Annotated in this window: 21 protein-coding genes; 16 read left to right on the top strand and 5 right to left on the bottom strand. The window is 61.9% G+C overall.

Annotated features, from left to right (window positions below; genetic code table 11):
• Positions 1-12: 12 nt before the first annotated feature.
• From AC25BC_RS06155 to AC25BC_RS06135, 5 genes are all read left to right on the top strand, one after another.
• Positions 13-2,043, top strand: coding sequence for a LysM peptidoglycan-binding domain-containing protein (locus AC25BC_RS06155; RefSeq protein WP_128407191.1), 2,031 nt, complete (start codon positions 13-15; stop codon positions 2,041-2,043).
• A 212-nt stretch (positions 2,044-2,255) separates the two neighbouring features.
• A complete protein-coding gene (locus tag AC25BC_RS06150) occupies positions 2,256-4,133 on the top strand; it encodes an ABCB family ABC transporter ATP-binding protein/permease (RefSeq protein ID WP_113547987.1) in 1,878 nt (625 codons plus the stop codon).
• Positions 4,134-4,266: 133 nt separating this feature from the next.
• A complete protein-coding gene (locus AC25BC_RS06145) occupies positions 4,267-4,965 on the top strand; it encodes a phosphatidylserine decarboxylase (RefSeq protein WP_128439173.1) in 699 nt (232 codons plus the stop codon).
• A 79-nt stretch (positions 4,966-5,044) separates the two neighbouring features.
• On the top strand, positions 5,045-5,890 hold the full coding sequence (gene pssA / locus AC25BC_RS06140) for a CDP-diacylglycerol--serine O-phosphatidyltransferase (RefSeq protein ID WP_012756808.1): 846 nt from the start codon (positions 5,045-5,047) through the stop codon (positions 5,888-5,890).
• Between the two features lie 310 nt (positions 5,891-6,200).
• Positions 6,201-6,347, top strand: coding sequence for a hypothetical protein (locus AC25BC_RS06135; RefSeq protein WP_003558132.1), 147 nt, complete (start codon positions 6,201-6,203; stop codon positions 6,345-6,347).
• A gap of 223 nt (positions 6,348-6,570) precedes the next feature.
• On the opposite strand, the gene AC25BC_RS06130 is transcribed toward AC25BC_RS06135, so the two are convergent.
• Complete coding sequence (locus AC25BC_RS06130; RefSeq protein ID WP_012756807.1) at positions 6,571-7,335, bottom strand: SOS response-associated peptidase; 765 nt, start codon at positions 7,333-7,335, stop codon at positions 6,571-6,573.
• 41 nt (positions 7,336-7,376) lie between these two features.
• Complete coding sequence (locus AC25BC_RS06125; RefSeq protein ID WP_012756806.1) at positions 7,377-7,697, bottom strand: YnfA family protein; 321 nt, start codon at positions 7,695-7,697, stop codon at positions 7,377-7,379.
• A 71-nt stretch (positions 7,698-7,768) separates the two neighbouring features.
• Between AC25BC_RS06125 and AC25BC_RS06120 the strand changes: the two genes are divergently transcribed.
• The 8 genes from AC25BC_RS06120 to AC25BC_RS06085 all read left to right on the top strand — a co-directional run bounded on the left by AC25BC_RS06120 (position 7,769) and on the right by AC25BC_RS06085 (position 12,825).
• Positions 7,769-8,185: an NUDIX hydrolase gene (locus AC25BC_RS06120; RefSeq protein WP_012756805.1), complete on the top strand. Its 417-nt coding sequence runs from the start codon at positions 7,769-7,771 to the stop codon at positions 8,183-8,185.
• A 34-nt stretch (positions 8,186-8,219) separates the two neighbouring features.
• Complete coding sequence (locus tag AC25BC_RS06115) at positions 8,220-8,666, top strand: TIGR02301 family protein (RefSeq protein ID WP_171815676.1); 447 nt, start codon at positions 8,220-8,222, stop codon at positions 8,664-8,666.
• A 103-nt stretch (positions 8,667-8,769) separates the two neighbouring features.
• Positions 8,770-9,027 (top strand): hypothetical protein, encoded by a 258-nt coding sequence (locus AC25BC_RS06110; RefSeq protein WP_012756803.1) that lies wholly within the window; start codon positions 8,770-8,772, stop codon positions 9,025-9,027.
• Positions 9,028-9,045: 18 nt separating this feature from the next.
• Positions 9,046-9,798, top strand: coding sequence for a hypothetical protein (locus tag AC25BC_RS06105; protein ID WP_012756802.1), 753 nt, complete (start codon positions 9,046-9,048; stop codon positions 9,796-9,798).
• A gap of 97 nt (positions 9,799-9,895) precedes the next feature.
• On the top strand, positions 9,896-10,750 hold the full coding sequence (gene ygfZ / locus AC25BC_RS06100) for a CAF17-like 4Fe-4S cluster assembly/insertion protein YgfZ (protein WP_012756801.1): 855 nt from the start codon (positions 9,896-9,898) through the stop codon (positions 10,748-10,750).
• Positions 10,747-11,355 carry an HD domain-containing protein gene (locus AC25BC_RS06095; RefSeq protein WP_011651215.1) on the top strand — a complete coding sequence of 203 codons (609 nt, stop codon included), beginning with the start codon at positions 10,747-10,749 and terminating at the stop codon, positions 11,353-11,355. The genes ygfZ and AC25BC_RS06095 overlap by 4 nt, the downstream gene beginning before the upstream one ends.
• Entirely contained in the window at positions 11,352-11,882 is a 531-nt protein-coding gene (locus tag AC25BC_RS06090; RefSeq protein WP_128439174.1) for a tyrosine phosphatase family protein, read from the top strand. Before AC25BC_RS06095 ends, AC25BC_RS06090 begins: the two co-directional genes overlap by 4 nt.
• Positions 11,883-11,940: 58 nt before the next feature.
• Positions 11,941-12,825, top strand: a complete 885-nt coding sequence (locus AC25BC_RS06085) for a mechanosensitive ion channel family protein (protein WP_012756799.1) — start codon at positions 11,941-11,943, stop codon at positions 12,823-12,825.
• Between the two features lie 102 nt (positions 12,826-12,927).
• On the opposite strand, the gene AC25BC_RS06080 is transcribed toward AC25BC_RS06085, so the two are convergent.
• Complete coding sequence (locus AC25BC_RS06080; RefSeq protein WP_012756798.1) at positions 12,928-13,443, bottom strand: superoxide dismutase family protein; 516 nt, start codon at positions 13,441-13,443, stop codon at positions 12,928-12,930.
• A 138-nt stretch (positions 13,444-13,581) separates the two neighbouring features.
• Positions 13,582-13,935, bottom strand: a complete 354-nt coding sequence (locus tag AC25BC_RS06075; protein WP_206642386.1) for a hypothetical protein — start codon at positions 13,933-13,935, stop codon at positions 13,582-13,584.
• Positions 13,936-14,362: 427 nt separating this feature from the next.
• On the opposite strand from AC25BC_RS06075, the gene AC25BC_RS06070 reads away from it, so the two are divergent.
• The 3 genes from AC25BC_RS06070 (at position 14,363) to AC25BC_RS06060 (ending at position 17,927) form a co-directional block, all read left to right on the top strand.
• Entirely contained in the window at positions 14,363-16,264 is a 1,902-nt protein-coding gene (locus AC25BC_RS06070; protein ID WP_128407185.1) for a putative bifunctional diguanylate cyclase/phosphodiesterase, read from the top strand.
• 136 nt (positions 16,265-16,400) lie between these two features.
• Positions 16,401-17,060 carry an HD domain-containing protein gene (locus AC25BC_RS06065; RefSeq protein ID WP_171815713.1) on the top strand — a complete coding sequence of 220 codons (660 nt, stop codon included), beginning with the start codon at positions 16,401-16,403 and terminating at the stop codon, positions 17,058-17,060.
• A gap of 9 nt (positions 17,061-17,069) precedes the next feature.
• Positions 17,070-17,927, top strand: a complete 858-nt coding sequence (locus tag AC25BC_RS06060; protein WP_012756794.1) for an MOSC domain-containing protein — start codon at positions 17,070-17,072, stop codon at positions 17,925-17,927.
• A 67-nt stretch (positions 17,928-17,994) separates the two neighbouring features.
• Here the strand turns inward: AC25BC_RS06060 and AC25BC_RS06055 are convergent, their stop codons facing one another.
• Complete coding sequence (locus tag AC25BC_RS06055; RefSeq protein ID WP_012756793.1) at positions 17,995-18,990, bottom strand: aldo/keto reductase; 996 nt, start codon at positions 18,988-18,990, stop codon at positions 17,995-17,997.
• Positions 18,991-19,022: the final 32 nt, after the last annotated feature.

Raw genomic sequence — 19,022 nt, 5'->3', positions numbered from 1 at the left:
CTGGGAGACATAATGATGAAGAACCGTGCCGGCTTGCTGGCTCTTGCAGTCCTCGCAATCGCAATCCTACTGATGGTGTTTGTCGTCATGCCGCGTATCGGCGGCGATGCAACCAAGGTCGGCGACGCCATCAACCAGGCGAGCACGGAGCTCAAGAACACGGTTAACGAGGCGTCAAAGACATCGCGCTCCGCTGTGGGCGATGCGGCTGCGGTCGCCGATCAGGTCGGCCGCCTTTCGGCCGATGCCGGCGTGTCGCTCAGCGAGCTCAAGGCGCTGTTTGCCGACGGCAAAGGCCCTGCCATCGATGTCTTCACTGCCGCCAAGACCAAGGCCGTCAACGCGCTGACCGCACTTGCCGGCTTCACTATTCCCGAGGGCCTCGATCCCGCGACCCAGACCCTTGCCGCCAAGGCCAAGGACGGTGGCGCGAAGGCGCTCGCCATCGTCCGGTCGCTGCCCGAGAACATCGCCGATGCGCTTGCCGCGATCGCCAAGGCCGAGGTTGCGCTGACCGGTGCGCCGGAGACCGCCCCTGGGGCGAATACGGCAGCGGAAAATACCGGCCCGAAACTTCCCGCCTTCGACGTATTGCGCGTCGAGCCCGACGGATCGACGGTGATTGCCGGTTCCGCCGAACCGAACGGCAAGCTCGAGGTGCTCGACGGCGAGAAGGTGGTGACGACGGCCAATGTCGATGCGAGTGGCGATTTTGCTGCCGTTCTCGACGATCCGCTTCCAGCCGGCGACCACCAGCTGGTGCTCAAGTTCACGGGCAAGGACGGCAAGAGCACGCTTTCCGAAGAAGTCGCGACCATTTCCGTGCCGAAGGATGGCAATGGCGCCAATCTGCTCGCCATGGTTTCCAAACCCGGCGCGGCGAGCCGCATCATCACCGCGCCGAAGGCCGGAACCGAAGTTGCCGATGCCTCCAATCCGATGGCGCCGCCTGCGGACAAGCCGGCAACCGGTGAAAGCTCGGCTGCACCAACCGGCGAGCTGGCGCTGCAGACGCCGAACCTCACCGACACACCCTCCGGCGGCGCTGATACGGCACCGGCCATTCCCGGCACTGCCGCACCGGATAAGACGAATGCACCCGACGTGATGGTCAATGCCGTCGAGATCGAAGGCAACAAGATCTTCATTGCCGGCACGACGCGCTCCAATGCCAAGGTCATCGGTTATGCCGACGACAGCCTCGTCGGCCAGGATACCGCCGGCTCCGACGGCCATTTCGTCATCGACGGTGTGGTGGCGCTTTCGGTCGGCGACCACAAGATCCGCGTCGATGTCGTCGATCCCACTGGCAAGGTGATCGTGCGTGCGTCGGTGAATTTCAATCGCCCCGCCGGCGATCAGGTGAGGGTCGCCGCGCAATCGGCACCCGCCGACGCCAACGGCGCTTCCTCGATGGTGCCGCTCGACGAAGGCGAGCTCCGCAAACTCAAAGTCGAAGTCGGCAAGGCCTTCGGCCTGCTGAAGGGACTGTTTGCCGATGGCAAGCTGCCAGGCGCCGAGCAGCTTGCGGCGGCGCGCTCGGCAACGGAATTCGCGCTGCGCTCCGTCGCCGATTTCCGCCCGGCCGCTGATGCGCCAGATGTCTTCAAGCAATCGTCCGGTTCCTCCTCGCAGGTCGCCGGCAATGCGCTGAAGCTGCTGCAGGGCCTGCCTGGGGATGCGAAGTCGGTCGGCGCCGCACTCGTCAAGCTGGGCGGGATGATTGCCGAGCTCACCGCCGCACCCGCGCCGGCAACGCCGTCTGCAAACGAGGTCGGAAGCAACCAGCCGAAGACGATCGAACAGGCGCCGCTGACGGCGAACAACGCGGCGGTCATCATTCGCCGCGGCGACACGCTTTGGCAGATCTCGCGCCGTACCTATGGTCTCGGCGTTCGCTACACGACGATCTACATCGCCAACGAGGACAAGATCATCAATCCCGATCGCATCCGCCCTGGCCAGATTTTCGGCCTGCCGAAGGATGTACTGCCGAATGCCGAAGAGCTGCACCGCAAGCGCATGTCCGGCCAGCATCTCTAAGCTGCAAAACAACACGACGAGGCCGGGCGGGATGAGCGCCCGGCCTCGTCGTTTCCTTACCCCAGCAATTGTTGTATTCGTCCGCCCGGCACCCTATCTGGCGGTGGCGGCTGCGGGTTGTGGGAAGCGCTTTCAGGCACGTCCCGGTTCCGCGCTCTTGCCGGCATCGAATCGCCGCAATCGCGGCAAGCCCTTCCGGGCTGGAGACAATCATGGCAAACGGCAAGACAGTCTCGGAATCCAACCTGCCGCAGACGCTTCTCAACCTCTGGCCCTATATGTGGCCGGCCGGCCGGCCCGACCTCAAGATGCGCGTCGTCTGGGCTTCGGTCTTTCTGCTGATCTCCAAGTTCGTACTGTTGCTCGTTCCCTATTTCTTCAAATGGTCGACCGATGCGCTGAACGGCAGGATGGATCTTGCCGGCTCGGTGCCGCCGCTGCTGGCCGGCGCCATCGCGCTTGTCATCGCCTATAACATCACCCGGCTGATCCAGCTCGGCCTCAATCAGCTGCGCGACGCGCTCTTTGCCAGCGTCGGACAACATGCGGTGCGCCAGCTCGCCTACAGGACCTTCGTGCACATGCACGAGCTGTCGCTGCGCTTCCATCTGGAGCGCAAGACCGGCGGGCTGTCGCGCATCATCGAGCGCGGCACCAAGGGCATCGAGACGATCGTGCGCTTCACGATCCTCAATTCGGTCCCGACCGTCATCGAATTCCTGCTGACGGCAGTGATCTTCTGGTGGGGCTACGGCTTCTCCTATCTCGCCGTTACCGCCTTTACCGTCTGGGCCTATATCTGGTTCACGATCCGTGCATCCGACTGGCGCATCGCCATCCGCCGGTCGATGAACGATAGCGATACCGACGCCAATACCAAGGCGATCGACTCCCTCCTCAATTTCGAGACCGTCAAATATTTCGGCAATGAAGAGATGGAGGCCAAGCGCTTCGACAAATCGATGGAACGCTACGAGAAGGCGGCAACCGATGTCTGGACCTCGCTCGGCTGGCTGAACTTCGGCCAGGGCGTCATCTTCGGCATCGGCACGACCATCATGCTGGTGCTGTCGGCGCTGGCCGTGCAGCGCGGCGAGCAGACGGTCGGCGATTTCGTTTTCGTCAATTCGATGCTGCTGCAGCTTTCCGTACCGCTCAACTTCATCGGCTTCGTCTACCGGGAAATTCGCCAGGGGCTGACCGATATCGAGCAGATGTTCGATTTGCTTGAGGTGCAGACCGAAGTCAAAGACGCGCCCGATGCGACCGAACTTCGGATCGGCCAGGGCGCGATCTCCTTCAAGGACGTGCATTTCGCCTACGACGCGGCCCGTCCGATCCTGAAGGGCATTTCCTTCGAGGTGCCGGCCGGCAAGACGGTCGCCGTCGTCGGTCCGTCGGGTGCGGGCAAATCGACGCTGTCGCGCCTGCTCTATCGTTTCTACGATATCCAGAGCGGCGCGATCACCGTCGACGGCCAGGATATCCGCAAGGTGACGCAGAAGAGCCTGCGTACGGCGATCGGCATGGTGCCGCAGGATACAGTGCTCTTCAACGACACGGTCGCCTACAACATCCGCTACGGCCGCACATCGGCCAGCGACGGCGAGGTCTTTGCAGCGGCCGAGGTGGCGCAGATCGCACATTTCATCGAAACGCTGCCCGAGGGTTTCGAAACCAAGGTTGGCGAGCGCGGGCTGAAGCTTTCGGGCGGCGAGAAGCAGCGGGTGGCGATCGCCCGCACCATCCTCAAGGCGCCGCCGATCCTGATCCTCGACGAGGCGACGTCGGCGCTCGACACGACGACGGAACGAGAAATCCAGGAAGCACTCGACCTGGTTTCGAAGAACCGCACGACGCTTGTTATCGCCCACCGGCTTTCGACTGTCATCAGCGCCGATGAAATCATCGTGCTCAAAAGCGGCGAGATCGCCGAGCGCGGAACACATGCAGCCCTCCTCGAAAGGAACGGCCTTTATGCCTCGATGTGGAACCGCCAGCGCGAGGCGACACAGGCGGAGGAACATCTGAAGCAGGTGCGCGAAAGCGACGACCTCGGCGTGATAACACGACTTGCTCCGGCAAGCTGAGGGGGAAACCGACGTCGGCCGGCTTTTGTTGTTCAGAAACCCGGCGTGGGAACCAGGGCCGATGCCGCAGCATTGCCCCGGAGACGGTTTTTCGCTAACCAGCAAAAATGAAAACGCAAGGAGACCGGCAGCCATGAGCCTGTTCAACACGGTTCGCAACACGATCGTCCCCGTGCACAAGGAGGGTTATCCCTTCGTTGCCGCCTTCTTCGTCGCATCGCTGGTCTTGGGATGGATCTTCAAGCCGCTCTTCTGGATCGGCATGATCTTCACGCTCTGGTGCGCCTATTTCTTCCGCGATCCGGAGCGCGTGACCCCGCAGGACGACGACCTGGTGATCTCTCCCGCCGACGGCAAGGTCTCGGCGATCCAGATGGTGACCCCGCCGGCCGAGCTCAACCTCGGCTCCGAGCCGATGCTGCGCATCTCGGTCTTCATGAACGTCTTCAATTGCCATGTGAACCGGGCGCCGATGCGCGGGCGCATCATCAGCATCAACTACCGCTCCGGCAGCTTCGTCAACGCCGAGCTCGACAAGGCGAGCGAGGACAATGAGCGCAACGGGCTGGTGATCGAAACCCGCCACGGCCAGATCGGCGTCGTGCAGATCGCCGGCCTCGTGGCGCGGCGCATCCTCTGCTGGGCAAACCCCAACGAGCCGGTGGATGCCGGCAAGCGCTTCGGGCTGATCCGTTTCGGCTCGCGGCTCGACGTATTCCTGCCCGCCGGTGCTGCGCCGCGCGTCTCGCTCGGCCAGACGGCGGTTGCGGGAGAAACCGTCATCGCCGAATTCGCCTCCGCCAAGGGTCCCGTCATCAGCCGCCGCAGTTAGAGCGGGTGAGCTTTTCATGGAAGTGCAGAAGCGCTACGCACTGTTGCTGGAATTGCCTTAGGAACGATTGGAACGCGATATGGAAACGCCTTTTCCGCCTTTCGAGCCCAATGGGCCGGATGATTCCGCCCGCGGCCCGCGTCTGCGCGAAATCCCGCTCCGGCTCGTCTTTCCGAACCTTATCACCATTCTGGCGATCTGCGCCGGGTTGACCGGCATCCGGCTGGCTTTCGAGAATCGTTACGAGCTCGCCGTTTCCATGGTGCTGCTCGCCGCCTTCCTCGACGGTATCGACGGGCGCGTAGCGCGGCTGATGAAGGCGACTTCTAAGTTCGGCGCGCAGATGGATTCGCTTGCCGACATCGTCAATTTCGGCGTCGCACCCGCCCTCGTCGTCTATGTCTTCGCGCTCGACCAGGCGCGCTCGCTCGGCTGGATCGCCGCGCTGATCTATGCCATCGCCGCCGGACTTCGCCTTGCCCGCTTCAATGTCATGGCCGAACGCGAGAACAAGGCGAGCTGGCAATCGGAATATTTCGTCGGCGTGCCGGCGCCGGCCGGCGCCATGCTTGTGCTGCTGCCGGTCTATCTCGGCTTCCTCGGGCTGGCGACGGATCGCACCTTCGCCTATATCTCGTCGATTTACACCGTGCTCATCGCCTTCCTGCTGATCAGCCGGCTGCCGGTCTGGTCGGGCAAATCGGAAGGCAACCGCTTGCGGCGCGACCTCGTACTGCCGATGATGCTCGGCGTCGTGCTCTATGTGGCTCTGCTGATGAGCTACACCTGGGAGGTGATGGTCTTCACCGTGGCCGCCTACCTCGTATCGCTTCCCTTCGGCGCCCGTAAATGGCGGCGGAAATACGGGACGCTGACGATCGAGGAGCCGGGCATCGGCGACGACGATATCGGCCGGCACATCTGATCTCCTAGCATTTCCGGATTTCTTGGAATGACGGAAATGCTTCTCTCCCTTCGTTCTGACGTATCCCCGGGAAAAGCATGCGTTTTATCCGGATGAAGCTGTTCTGCGCTTTTCCCCAGAAAACCGCTTTCGGACTTTTATTGGAACTGCTCTCTTCAGTAAGTATTAACCAACGTAGGCTTCAGTTAAGCCTCGCGAATTATGGTGCGCGTTTACAAATCCTGATAAGCGACGCCCCCGTTTTGTCGCTATTCGTGATGAAACATCAAACTATAAAATACCCAGGGAAGAACCACGCAAGGAGAGTATCGTGACTTCGAAGAAGAGCAGTACCGGCGAACAGCAGGCGGCCAAGCCAGACCTCGCCGCCAATTATCGCCCCGTCGGCCTGAAGGCTGTTGCCGCAGCATCGCTGATGGCGAAGCATAAGCCGACCAGCGTCAAAAAATCCGCTTGAAGCGGAAGGCTTCAAATTGGAATCACGCGTGCTTTCGGGTTACATGCGTTAGGCACCGCTGACGAAGCGAATGACGAGGCGATCGTCGGAAATCTCCCGACAACGCTCTGGCGACCAAGCACAACGCGAAAAACCTGATGGAGGAAGCGATGCATCGCCGTCGCTTATGTGAGACGTCGGCGCCGATAGGTCGCCGACGGCCTGCAGGGATGGCGGATAGTGTTCAGAAGAAGCTGAGTTGGCCGCCGTCAGGCTTTTGCTTGTCGGGCGCCTTTAGCGGCTTTTCGACGACGACCGGCGCCTGCAGGTCGGGGCCCATGTTGGCAACCTTGTTGACTCTGTCGGAGACCGGTACGGCCTCGAAGAAATCATCCTGAACCGGCTGCATCAAGTCGACCACTTCGCGCGGCTCCTGAGTCTTGCAATCCAGCCAGCGCGTGAAATCCTCAGGTCTGATGACGACGGGCATGCGATCGTGGATCGCTGATATGGCTGAATTGGCTGATGTCGTCAGGATCGCGCCGGTATCGACCTCGGACCCGTCGGCCGAGGACCATGTCTCCATCAGCCCGGCAAAGGCGATGACCCCACCCCGGCGCGGCCTGATCCAGTAGGCCTGCGGCTTCTCGCCGCTTTCCTTCGACGGACGATGCCATTCATAGAAACCGGAGGCCGGGATGAGCACGCGGCGATGACGCATGGCGGCGCGGAAGGAGGCCTTGCCGATCGCGGTTTCGGAGCGCGCGTTGATCAGCAGCGGGAAATCCTTCGGATCCTTGACCCAACCCGGCGTCAGGCCCCAGCGCACGAGCACGGCGCGCCGGTCGGCCAAGTTGCTGCCCTGCTCCCTGCCCTCGCCTGATATGACAACGAGGATCGGTTGCGTCGGCGCGATGTTGTAGCGCGCCGGAAAATCGTCGAAATCGAGACCGGAGAAGACGTCGCGCAGGTCGACGCTGGAGATTGTCAGGGCGAAACGTCCACACATCGGCTTGTCTTTGCACCCGGCCGGTGCTCCGTCAAGACGCCTCAGCCTCTCGGCGCGAAGAGGATGAGGCTGGCGCCGGCAAGGCAGATCAGCGCACCGCCGATATCGTAACGATCAGGCACGCGGGCTTCGACCAGCCACAGCCAGTGCAGCGAAGCGAGGATGTAGATGCCGCCATAGGCTGCGAAGGCGCGGCCGGCGGCCTCGCTCGGCACCAACGTCAGAAGCCAGGCGAAAAGCGCCAGGGAGACCATGCCCGGCGCCAGCCACCAGACGGGTTTTTCGAGTTTCAGCCATGCCCAGAAGGCAAAGCAGCCGGCGATCTCGAAGAGGGCAGCAAACGCAAAAATGATGTAGGTCACGGAAGCACCTTTCGAATCCTCGTGGCACTATTCATTCGATAAGATGAGCCATCACAGCAAGAGCAGTCCCGATGACCTCCACCGCTAAACCCGGCTCAGCCGCCATTCTCGAACGTGATGGACGATTCCTTCTGGTGTTGCGACGCAATCCGCCTTCCGCCGACATGTATGCCTTTCCCGGCGGGCGGGCCGAGCCTGGCGAAACGCCGGAGCAAACGGCATTGCGCGAACTCCATGAAGAGACCGGCATTTCGGCACGGAATCCGCGGCTGTTTTCGACCTACGACCTGAAGACGCATGCGGCCGACGGCAGCGTCAACAGCCATTTCCTGCTATCGGTCTTTCGGGTCGATGCGGATGAAGACGCAGTGGCGGAAGCCGCCGACGATGCGGCCGCCCTCGGCTGGTACACGGTGGAGGAAATCCGGCGGCTGCCCGTGCCGCAGAGCGTGCTCGAATGCGCGGAACGGCTGGCGGGCGGCGAATAGACGTGGAAACTTTGAAGCACGCCTTGTTGCCGTCATGCTCAACGTATCAACTGGGTGCATGATTCCCGTTCGACGCGTTTTCCTGTCCCTGCTCGTGCTCGCCGGCCCCACGATGGCGCAGGGCAAGAATACGCCGCCTCCGCAGCAGGAGGAAATTGCGCCCCCACCTGCTGTGATCGTGCCCTATGACGACAAGCTGGCGCGGTTCGCCGAGGTGCTGGGTTCGGTGCATTATCTGAGAACGCTCTGCAAGGCGCCTGGCGGCGACGAGTGGCGAAACAGCATGCAGCAGCTGCTTGATTCGGAGACCGGCAACGAGCCGCAGCGCAAGGAGAAGCTGACAGCAGCCTTCAATCGCGGCTATCGCGCCTTCGCCTCGGTCTATACGGATTGCACCCCGGCGGCCATCGTGGCAGAAGAGCGCTACCGTAACGAAGGTGCAACACTTGCCACAGAAATTACCTCGCGCTTTGGAAATTGACGTTTAATTAACCTGTTTTCGCAAGCGGACGTGTCGTTTTGGGAAAAGGCTGTTAGTGTTGTTAACGGTGCAGTAAGACATGAGAAGTTCTGAGGAAAAGACAATGGAAGCAAGCCTCAACGACATCGACGACATGATCGTCCACGAAAAGATGCAGGCAGCTCTGGAGTACCAGAACGAGGCTTGGGCCGACGGCATGGCCGACGGGATCGAGCCTGAAATCATCGCTGATGCCGCCATTGCACATGCGCTGCGCGAGACGATCAGATTGCATGGGGAAAAGAGCGCCGAAGCCCTGCTGGATTCGCTGCGTGAGCGCATGCTTGCCGGCGATTTCTCCGCGAACCGCACCCTGCAATAATTGTTATCAGAGAGTTTGATGCACACCGGTAAAAAGAAAGTTTCGCGAATTTCCCTCGCGCCGGTGCTGCTTGCGTTCAGCCTCGCCGCCGGCAATGTTTTCCTTGCGCCGGCAGCCTACGCGCTTTCCGAACTGCACAAGATCCCCGGCCAAGCGGCCAACGAGACGCCACCCGCACAGGGAAGCGCTCAGGGACAGAGCCAGCCGCAGACCACTCCCGGCGTTCCCATGGCCGATCCGCTGGTCAACGGCCAGAACAATCAGGGTGTCGACAAGACGCCGGGCGCTCAGGACAATTCCAAGCCTGCCGAGGTGATCTACGACATCAGCAAGGTGCCAGAACCGGTTCGCAAGATGCGCGAGCAGATCGTCGAGGCGGCCGCCTCCGGCGATCTCGAGCGGCTGCGGCCGCTGATGGGCACTGGTGCCGACCAGACGCAGGTGACTGTGGGCGAACCGACCGACGATCCGATCGGCACGCTGAAGGATCTATCGGGCGATCCTGACGGTGACGAGATCCTTGCCATCATGCTCGACATCGTCTCGACCGGCTTCGTACATGTCGGCCAGGGCACAGCAGACGACATGTATGTCTGGCCCTATTTTGCCGAGAAGGACCTGAAGACGCTGACGCCGCCGGAGCGTGTTGAACTGCTGCGCATCGTCACTGCCGGCGATCTCTCCGACATGCAGGAATTCGGCGGATATAATTTCTACCGCCTCGGCATTACGCCTCAGGGTAAATGGAAATTCTTCACAGCGGGCGATTGATGCCCGTCTTGGCTGCGCTTTTCACGTTCGCATGGCGCTTGCGATCCACCTCATGAAGACATACCTCTGAGCGATGACCAACGCGACAGGTTCCGCCATGCCAGCCGTATTCCTGAAAGACCGCTCATTGCTCTTCGTCAGCGGCGCGGAAGCCCAATCCTTCCTGCAGAACCTGATCACCACCGATATCACCGCGCTTGGGCCTGATGAGGCGCGGCCCGGGGCACTCTTGACGCCGCAAGGCAAGATCCTGTTCGACTTCATGATCTGGCAGGACGGCGACGGCTACATGATCGAAACCGATGCCGGCCAGCGCGACGGCCTGTTGAAGCGGCTGACGATGTACAAGCTGCGCGCCGCCGTCACACTTTCGCCAAGCACCGAAGAGGGCGTTACCGTTTCCTGGGACGAGGGTGCCGAGGGCGTCCGGGAGAGCCAGGGTGCCCGAGACAGTCGCTTCGCCAAGGCGGGCGTCACGCTCACCCGTCGGGCAGGAAGACACGGCGATGGTGCAGAAGTGCTCTACGACGCGCTGCGCATCAGCCACGGCATCGTCACATCAGGATCTGACTTTGCCCTGCAGGACGCCTTCCCGCATGACGTGCTGATGGATTTCAACGGTGGCCTCTCCTTCAGGAAAGGCTGCTATGTCGGCCAGGAGGTCGTCTCGCGCATGCAGCATCGCGGCACCGCGCGCCGGCGCGTCGTGACAGTGTCCGCCGCAACGGCCCTGCCAGGGACCGGGACGGAGATCACCGCCGCCGGCAAGCCTGTGGGAACACTCGGTTCGGTCGAAGGCGGCAATGGACTTGCGATCGTGCGCATCGACCGCGCCGGCGCGGCGATGGCGGCAGGCACGCCGCTGCTCGCCGGCGACACGCCTGTGTCCCTCGTCCTGCCGGCATGGTCCGGTCTCGTCTTTCCCGCCAGCGCCGACGAGGCCAGCGCGTGACAACACCGAAAGCTCCGCGTGCCTGGCAGCGCATGCTGTCCGGGCGCAGGCTCGACCTGCTCGACCCCTCGCCGCTCGATGTCGAACTGATCGACATCGCTCATGGGCTTGCGCGTGTGGCCCGCTGGAACGGCCAGACCTCCGGAGATCATGCTTTCTCGGTGGCCCAGCACAGTCTCGTCGTCGAGGATATCTTCCGTCGCTTCAACGACGCGCGGCCGCAGGAGTGCCTGATGGCGCTGCTGCACGATGCGCCCGAATATGTGATCGGCGACATGATCTCGCCGTTCAAATCGGTGGTCGGCGGCGGCTACAAGACGGTGGAAAAGCGGCTGGAGGCCGCCGTGCACCTGCGCTTCGGCCTGCCGCCGCATCCCTCGCGCGACCTCAAGGACCGAATCAAAAAGGCCGATACGATCGCCGCCTATTTCGAAGCGACCGTGCTTGCCGGTTTCACACCTGCCGAGGCACAGAAATTCTTCGGCCAGCCGCGCGGCATCAGCAAGGACATGCTGATGATCGAGCCCTTGCCGGCCATCGAAGCACAGCGGTTGTTCTGCGAGCGCTTCGCCGCGATCGAGGTCGAGCGGGAGATGGTATCGTGACCTTCATCGTCGTCTCGCCGCTGTCGCGCATCGCGGAGATGGCGGTGCGCCACAAGGCGCGCGACATGATCAGCCTGATCGCCAAGGAGCAGGCCTTTCACCGGCCGGGCGTGATCGCGGCCGAACGTCATCTGACGCTTGCTGTGAACGACATCGTCTTCAAGGGCACCGGCAATCTCGTAGCGCCTGATGAGACGCATGTGCGCGGGATTATCGACTTTGCCGCCTCGTGGCGGCAGGAGACGCCGCTGCTCATCCATTGCTGGATGGGTGTGTCGCGATCGCCGGCCGCAGCCCTCATCGCCGCGCTGTCGCTGGCACCCGATCAAAGCGACGAAACGCTTGCCCGCCGGCTGCGGGCCGCCTCGCCTTTCGCGACACCGAATGCCCGGCTGATCCAAATCGGTGACGCGCTGCTCGGCCGCAGCGGCCGGCTGGTTGCGGCGGTGCGGGCAATCGGACGTGGCGCCGATGCCGACGGCAACGCGCCCTTCGTCCTTGCTGTCCGGGACGCCGCTTGCGGTTGACGCTGCCGCCAGCCGCTCCATCTAGGCCCCGATCACGCACAATCGACAGGGCCAGATCATGGAACAACAGGCAGCCGATGTCCTCCTCGCCACGCAAACGGCGCTCAGCCAGGCAAGCGCGCTTGCCGTGCAATATTCCTTCTCTGTCCTCGGGGCGGTGATCCTTCTCGTTCTTGGCTGGGCGCTGGCCGGTTTTACCAGTCGTTGGGCCTATGAAGGCCTGTCGCGCGTTCATGGCATCGACGAGACGCTAGCGCGTTTCTTCACCAATGTGCTGCGCTATGCCCTGCTCATTCTGGTGTTCATCACCGTGCTCGGTCAATTCGGCGTCCAGACCGCCTCGATCATCGCAACCCTCGGCGCGGCAGGCCTGGCGATCGGACTGGCGCTGCAAGGCACGCTGCAGAATATCGCCGCCGGCATCATGCTGCTGATCCTCAGGCCGTTCCGCGTCGGCGAATATATAGAGACCAGCAGCGTGGCCGGCACGGTACGCGAAATCGGATTGTTTGCAACCGAGCTCAAAACCGGCGACGGGCTTTACCGGCTGGCGCCGAATTCGACGCTCTGGAACACGCCGATTACCAATTTTAGCCGCGAACCCACCCGGCGGAACGAGCTGAAAATCAGCGTCGCCTATGAGGATGACATCGATCTGGCGATGGAGAGGCTGATGAACCTTGCCAAAGCCGATTCCAGGGTGCTGACGTCACCGGCACCCAGCGTCTTCATCGACAGCCTTGGTGACGGCACGATCTCCGTAGCGCTGCGCTACTGGGCAAAGACCGGTGACTGGTGGCTGGTCAGCCGTGACATGGTGAAGCGCGTGAAACTCGCCTTCGACGACAATCCTGACGCTGCGCCGGATGCTTCAGATGCCGCGCCGGCAAAAACGTCCAACGGCAAGGCGACGGCCGAAAAACCGACGCCGACGCGGCAGTAAGACATTGCAGCGCCGCGGGTGTTTTTAAGACCCGCGGCGCTGTGCACTTCGAATTCCCAATTTTGTTGTTAATCGATGCCGATCTGAGAATTGCGCCATAGCCTATTGAATGACGCCGCAGGAAAGTCTTTCCCCGGCATCACCCGAAGGCTGGCTTCGATAATCATCCGAATTGGCGTGCACCATCAATGCACGGCCGCGAATGCCGTCGGTCTTGCCGTCGAGCGTGACCATGCTGTCGAAGACCTGCGCCCGCAGCACGCCGTCCTGCCCGACATATTGATTGGGCATATCGCCGGCGTGCGGACCCTTGGCGGCAAGAATGCCGTGCTCGGCCTTCTCAGGATTGAAGTGGCCGCCCGCCGATTCGTGATGGGTCGCGGCGTCGCAGCGGCCGGTCTCATGAACATGGAAGGCCACCCATTTATTCACCGGCAGTCCCGATATCTCGACTTCGATCAGGACGCCGCCAGTGGCGGCAGCCGTCAGTTGCGCGCGACCGTCCTCCTTGCCGTCCTTGCCGACGAAATTGGCAACCGCCGTCTGCTTGTCCTGAGCGCCCGCCGGCAATGCAACCGCAAGCAGGCTCAGGGCGGCGATAATGCGCATGGCTTTCATGGAGATCTCCTTCCGTCCGGTTGTCCTTCTGAACGTGTCAAACCGGAAGGTGTTCCTGACCGAGGAAGATCGCACGAAGAAGACGTAACGAGAAAAGCCGACCAACGGCCGGCTTGATCATCCGGATCGGCACGCCGTTCAGGCGACCGCGTCGAAATCGAACTGGCCGTAGGTCTTGCGGTAGAGATCCTCGGGCTGATCGCCTGTCGCCGGCGCGGTCTGCTGCAATGGATAGGAAACGGCAATGCTGCTTGCCGTGGCACTGTCACGCGTGTCCATCATCAGCGCAATCAGGCTGCCGGAAAACTTCGGCTGCGTCTCGCTGGTTTTGTCCTCTTCGAGGAGTTCTTTGATGATGCTGGGCTTCTCATCGGCGGCACGTTCGCCGCGGCTGAGGACGCCATCGCCATTGGCATCGAGACGCGAAAGAGTCGCCAGATATGCATATGACGTGTCTGAAACGGATGTGGTGCTGGTCATACAAACCTCCATTCACCGCCTTTTGCCGGTGGTGTTTGTACGCAATACGAACTGGGAAAATCACTGTTGACTCGGTGGTTAAACTGATTTGCGCAGTGCGTCAATAAGTTGTTAACTTCTCATTAACGATGATTGACAAAAGTTAACGGAATGCGCGAGCGCAGGCCTCTGCCAGCATCAGGGGGCCGCTTTTCTCCGTATTTCAGGTATTTTTCACATATAAAACAGACGTCTAACGCCGCGAGGTCTCTGCTGCACTGCAACCGAATATTAATCCGGGCCATACAAAATGGGCGTCCACGCATCACCAGCAGGCGTCCAGCTTATCAAAATCAATCTCTGTATTCATTTTAGAAAGGTCTTCTATGTCCGGCGAAATGAGGCACGTTCATCAAACGAGGACGCTTCCCTCCGCTGTCGTCCCGCGAGACGCATTCACATGAAAGCTGAAGCGCTCTTCTGGCGGCAATGTACCGAGGCCGTCACCGCCGATGGATCGATCGATGCGCAGCGCCTGATGGATCTTGTGATCGCGACCTATCGCGTCCATGAAAGCGACTATGACGAAATCGAGAGAAGCGCGGAAACGCTGCTAAGGGAAAACCATGCGCTGAGAGGCAATATTTCCGCCCTCAGCAAAGCGTTCGACGGACAGAAAAAGCTCTTCGAAATCATCCTCAACAACCTGCCGCTCGGTCTCAGCGTCTTCGACTCCGACCAGCGGCTGACGCTTTCCAACACCCGCTTCCGCCAGCTCTTCGACCTGACGGACGAAGATGTCATTGCCGGCGCGACAATCGCCGATCTCACGGCCAAAATGCGCGGCACGGAGAGCGCCAGCGCCAAGCCCGGCCGGCGGACCGGGCGACATTCCTCCGCAACCGCAAGGAGCAGTAGTCTCCGTCGGCGCGAATGGTTGATGGACGATGGCCGCATCATCCAGAGCATGGTGACTATCCTTTCCGACGGCAGCAACATTTCCATTCATGCCGATATTACCGAGGATCGAAGGGCGGCCGAGCGCATCACCTATCTCGCCCACCACGACCCGCTGACCGGCCTTCCGAATCGCATCCATTTCCGCGAGCAGGTGGATGCGACGCTCACAGAGCGCAGGCCAGATCAGCAGATTGCCCTCGTTCACCTCAATCTCGACCGGTTCAAATCGATCAACAACACGATGGGCGTTTCGGCCGGCGACAAGATCCTGCTGCAGGTCGCCGAGCGCATCCGAGCCTCGGCCGGTTCGGAAAACACCCTGGCGCGCCTCGGCTCGGACGAATTCGCCATCCTGCAGACGGGCAGGCAGCAGCCCCGGAACGTGACGGCGCTTGCCGAGCGGATCCGCCGGGAGCTTTCCAAACCATTCCTCCACGGCGAAAAACAGGTGGAGCTCAGCGTCTCCATGGGCATCGCAATCGCCCCTGAGGATGGCGAGGAAACCGATATCCTGTTGAAAAATGCCGGCGTGGCGCTGTCACATGCCAAGGCGGACGGCCGCAAACGCGAACGTTTCTTCGCCAGCGAGATGGAAGCGCAGATCCAGCTGCGCCACGCACTGGAGGCGGACCTCAGAGCAGCCGTTGAGAATGAAGAATTCGAGCTGCACTACCAGCCGCTTTATGACCTCGTGCAGCGGCGCATCTGTGGCTTCGAAGCGTTGATCCGTTGGAACCACCCGGCTCGAGGCCGCGTTCCGCCGATGGATTTTATTCCGCTTGCCGAAGAGGTGGGCCTTGTCGTTGATATCGGCCGTTGGGTTTTGCACCGGGCCTGCAACGATGCAGCGCAATGGCCGGAGGGCATCAAGATCGCCGTCAACGTTTCGGCAATCCAATTCAGCAGCAGCGACCTGACGCGAGATGTCAGCGAGGCGCTTGCCGCCGCGGCGCTGTTGCCGTCGCGGCTTGAACTCGAAATCACCGAGAGCGTGCTGATGGAAAATCTAAGCGACGTGCTGCCGATCCTGCATGCGCTGAAGGAGCGCGGCATCCGCATCTCGATGGACGATTTCGGAACCGGCTATTCCTCACTGAGCTATCTCTCGAGCTTCCCCTTCGACAAGATCAAGATCGACAAGTCCTTCGTCAACGACATCGTCGACAACAAGGAAGCGCATGCGATCATGCACGCGATCATCCTGCTCGGCGATGCGCTCGGCATGCGCGTCACCGTCGAGGGCGTCGAAACGGCCGCGCAGCTGGCGCTGCTCGAATGCGAGGAATGCGACGAGATCCAAGGCTATCACATCAGTCCGCCGCGACCGGCGCGTGACGTGCCCCATCTTCTCTCCCTGCCGCCGAACGGCGGCGTGACGCATCTTCCTGAAGCCAAGCACTGAGATCCCTCTCGATTGCGACTCGCACGGCAAGCCGCTACAAAATCGGCTGCGATTCCTGAGATCTTCGTTGTCGCATCCTTTTACCGCCCGCATTCCATTCCGCGCCGATGCCTATCGGCGGAAAACGATCTTCCTCATGACAGGTGGCGCTATGTTCGCGGCTGAAGCCTTCTCCCCACACGAAACGCTTGCCGCGGCGCTGATTGCGCATGCGGCCGACGGCGACGACGGCTCGCACGATCTTGCCCATATTCTGCGCGTCTTCAGGAATGCCATGCGCATCCATGCGGAAGAAGGCGGCGACGGGCGAGTTCTTGCCGCTTCCGTGCTGCTGCACGACTGCGTCGCCGTCGAGAAGAATTCGCCGCTGCGGGCAAAAGCATCGGCTTTGGCGGCGGAGAAGGCATCGGCGATCCTGGCGGAACTCGGCTGGAGCGAGGCCGATATCGAAGACGCAGCCCACGCAATCACCGCGCACAGTTTCTCGGCCGGGGTGACGCCGCAGACGCTGGAGGCGAAGATCCTGCAGGATGCCGACCGGCTGGACGCGATCGGCATGGTCGGCGTCGCACGCTGCTTCTATATCGCCGGGCGACTGGGATCCAGGCTCTACGATCCGTTCGACCCGGCGGCAGCGGACCGCCCGTTCGATGACAAGCGTTATGCCATTGACCATTTCCAGACGAAGCTGTTCAAACTGGCGGAAGGATTCCAGACCGAGACCGGCCGCAGGCTGGCGGCCGCGCGCGATAAAAGCCTGCGCGAATTCCTCTCGGCCTTCATGGATGAAATCTAGGAGCACAACATGCGTGTCAGCGACCTCTTCATCTACCCGCTCAAGAGCGCCCGCGGCATTGCGCTGCCGGCCGCCGACATCGACGCCTATGGGCTTCCCGGCGACCGGCGGGCGATGATCACCGATGCGCAAGGGCACTTCATCACCCAGCGCGAGTTGCCCGACCTCGCGCGCATCGAAGTGCGACCGGAAGCGAGCGCCTTTCGGCTGCTGATGCAGGGGAAAACGGACATATCGGTAGCGCCGCCTCGGCCTGAAACCCGCATGGATGTGACTGTATGGAAATCTGTCGTCAGCGCCGCCGTCGCCGATCCGGAGAGCAACCGGCAGCTTTCCGAATGGCTTGGCCGCGAGGTGCGCCTCGTCTTCTTCGACGGGCAGGCACGGCGGACGGCGAATGCCGAATGGGCCGGTGAAGCCACGCCCGTCACCTTTACCGACGGCTATCAGATCCTGGTAACGACGACCGGCTCGCTGAAAGCGTTAAATGCCGATCTCGCCGCCCATGGCGAAGGCAGTGTCGGCATGGAACGCTTTCGTCCGAACATCGTCGTCGATACCGACGAGGCCTGGCCGGAGGACCGCTGGGCGGCGATCGAGATCGCCGGCATCCGCTTCGATCTCGTCAAGCCCTGCTCCCGCTGCATCATGACGACTCAGGACCAGTTGACCGGGTCCCGCGAGGGACCAAACCCGATGCCGGCCATGGGCCGCATCCGCATGTCGGCCGACCGGCGCGTGCCGGGCCCGCTCTTCGGCTGGAACGTCACGCCGCGCGGCAGCGGCAGGATCACAATCGGTGACACCGTCCGCATCGTTGAAGAGAGGCCGGAAGGCTGGGCGCTTAAGCGCCGCGCCGCAGCATAGAGCAATTCCGGGAAGAGTGCGAAGCGGTTTTCCGTCCGGAATTGCGTGAAAACAAAGAGTTAGAGCATCACACGCGATCGAGCGCGGCATCGATGCCCGCCATGATATCGGCCGGCAACGGTCCTTTTTCCAACGCGCCGGCATTTTCCTCCACCTGGGCAACAGTGCGGAAGCCCGGAATGGGAAGGGTGCGCGGCGAGCGTGCCCAGAGCCAGGCAAGCGCGCCCTGCGTCAGCGTGCGGCCGCCTGATGTCAGGAGATCGCGGACGGCATCGAGCCGTGCGGCGAATTCCGGGGCAATACGCCCGTCCTTGAAATAGACCATCCAGTCGAGGGCCGCCCCACGGACATCCTTGGCGCCCACTGCCTTGTCGGCGGTGAACTTGCCGGTCAGCAGCCCCATCGCCAGCGGACCGCGATTGATTGACATCAGGCCTTTCCCCTCGATCACCGAGATCATCTCCGGCACCGGTTCGAAAACATTCATCGTATGCTGGATCGAGACGTACCCCTGGCGGCTGGTATGACGGGCGGCACGATCGGGAAAATCGGTGCTCCAGCCGAACGCATCGATCTTGCCTTCGGCGCGCAGCGCCTCCAGCGTATCAAAGACGGCATCCGACTGTTCCAGCGGAAAATCATTGAGGTGGAACTGCAGGAGATCGAGACGATCGCGCTCGAGGCGGCGCAGCGAGGTCTCGACCGAACGGCGGATGAAGGCCTCATCGGCGAAGGCGCCGGTTGCCTGCTTGGTTTCCGGATCGGTGGCGAAGCCGAACTTGGTGGCGATGACGATATCGTCGCGATTGCCGATCGCCCGACCGAGCACTTCCTCCGAGTGGCCAGCGCCGTAGTTCGAGGCCGTGTCGAAGAAGCGGATGCCGAGTTCGATGGCGCGGTGGATCGCTTCCACGGATTCATCGTCGTCGACATCACCCCAGCCTAGCGGCGTGTCGCCGGCGAAGAAGGGACCGCCGATCGCCCAGCATCCCATGCCGAGACGCGGAATTTCGCGGCCGTTCCAGAGCGTGATCGTTGTCGATGATGCGGGCTTGGTCAGCATGAGATCCTCCTTGATTGGCAGTCCTGTGAAGA

The organism is Rhizobium sp. WSM409 (assembly GCF_057653825.1).
The sequence above is the reverse complement of the archived record's forward strand: the minus strand, read 5'-3'. Positions and strand labels throughout refer to the sequence as shown.

What these genes read in the sequence shown, in the direction of transcription:
- AC25BC_RS06155 (WP_128407191.1), top strand. Translation starts at nt 13, where the DNA reads ATGATGAAGAACCGTGCCGGCTTGCTGGCTCTTGCAGTCCTCGCAATC.
- AC25BC_RS06150 (WP_113547987.1), top strand. Translation starts at nt 2,256, where the DNA reads ATGGCAAACGGCAAGACAGTCTCGGAATCCAACCTGCCGCAGACGCTT.
- AC25BC_RS06070 (WP_128407185.1), top strand. Translation starts at nt 14,363, where the DNA reads ATGAAAGCTGAAGCGCTCTTCTGGCGGCAATGTACCGAGGCCGTCACC.
- AC25BC_RS06105 (WP_012756802.1), top strand. Translation starts at nt 9,046, where the DNA reads ATGCACACCGGTAAAAAGAAAGTTTCGCGAATTTCCCTCGCGCCGGTG.
- AC25BC_RS06120 (WP_012756805.1), top strand. Translation starts at nt 7,769, where the DNA reads ATGACCTCCACCGCTAAACCCGGCTCAGCCGCCATTCTCGAACGTGAT.
- AC25BC_RS06065 (WP_171815713.1), top strand. Translation starts at nt 16,401, where the DNA reads ATGACAGGTGGCGCTATGTTCGCGGCTGAAGCCTTCTCCCCACACGAA.
- ygfZ (WP_012756801.1), top strand. Translation starts at nt 9,896, where the DNA reads ATGCCAGCCGTATTCCTGAAAGACCGCTCATTGCTCTTCGTCAGCGGC.
- AC25BC_RS06110 (WP_012756803.1), top strand. Translation starts at nt 8,770, where the DNA reads ATGGAAGCAAGCCTCAACGACATCGACGACATGATCGTCCACGAAAAG.
- AC25BC_RS06130 (WP_012756807.1), bottom strand. Translation starts at nt 7,335, where the DNA reads ATGTGTGGACGTTTCGCCCTGACAATCTCCAGCGTCGACCTGCGCGAC.
- AC25BC_RS06085 (WP_012756799.1), top strand. Translation starts at nt 11,941, where the DNA reads ATGGAACAACAGGCAGCCGATGTCCTCCTCGCCACGCAAACGGCGCTC.
- AC25BC_RS06075 (WP_206642386.1), bottom strand. Translation starts at nt 13,935, where the DNA reads ATGGAGGTTTGTATGACCAGCACCACATCCGTTTCAGACACGTCATAT.
- AC25BC_RS06060 (WP_012756794.1), top strand. Translation starts at nt 17,070, where the DNA reads ATGCGTGTCAGCGACCTCTTCATCTACCCGCTCAAGAGCGCCCGCGGC.
- pssA (WP_012756808.1), top strand. Translation starts at nt 5,045, where the DNA reads ATGGAAACGCCTTTTCCGCCTTTCGAGCCCAATGGGCCGGATGATTCC.
- AC25BC_RS06055 (WP_012756793.1), bottom strand. Translation starts at nt 18,990, where the DNA reads ATGCTGACCAAGCCCGCATCATCGACAACGATCACGCTCTGGAACGGC.
- AC25BC_RS06145 (WP_128439173.1), top strand. Translation starts at nt 4,267, where the DNA reads ATGAGCCTGTTCAACACGGTTCGCAACACGATCGTCCCCGTGCACAAG.
- AC25BC_RS06080 (WP_012756798.1), bottom strand. Translation starts at nt 13,443, where the DNA reads ATGAAAGCCATGCGCATTATCGCCGCCCTGAGCCTGCTTGCGGTTGCA.
- AC25BC_RS06115 (WP_171815676.1), top strand. Translation starts at nt 8,220, where the DNA reads ATGCTCAACGTATCAACTGGGTGCATGATTCCCGTTCGACGCGTTTTC.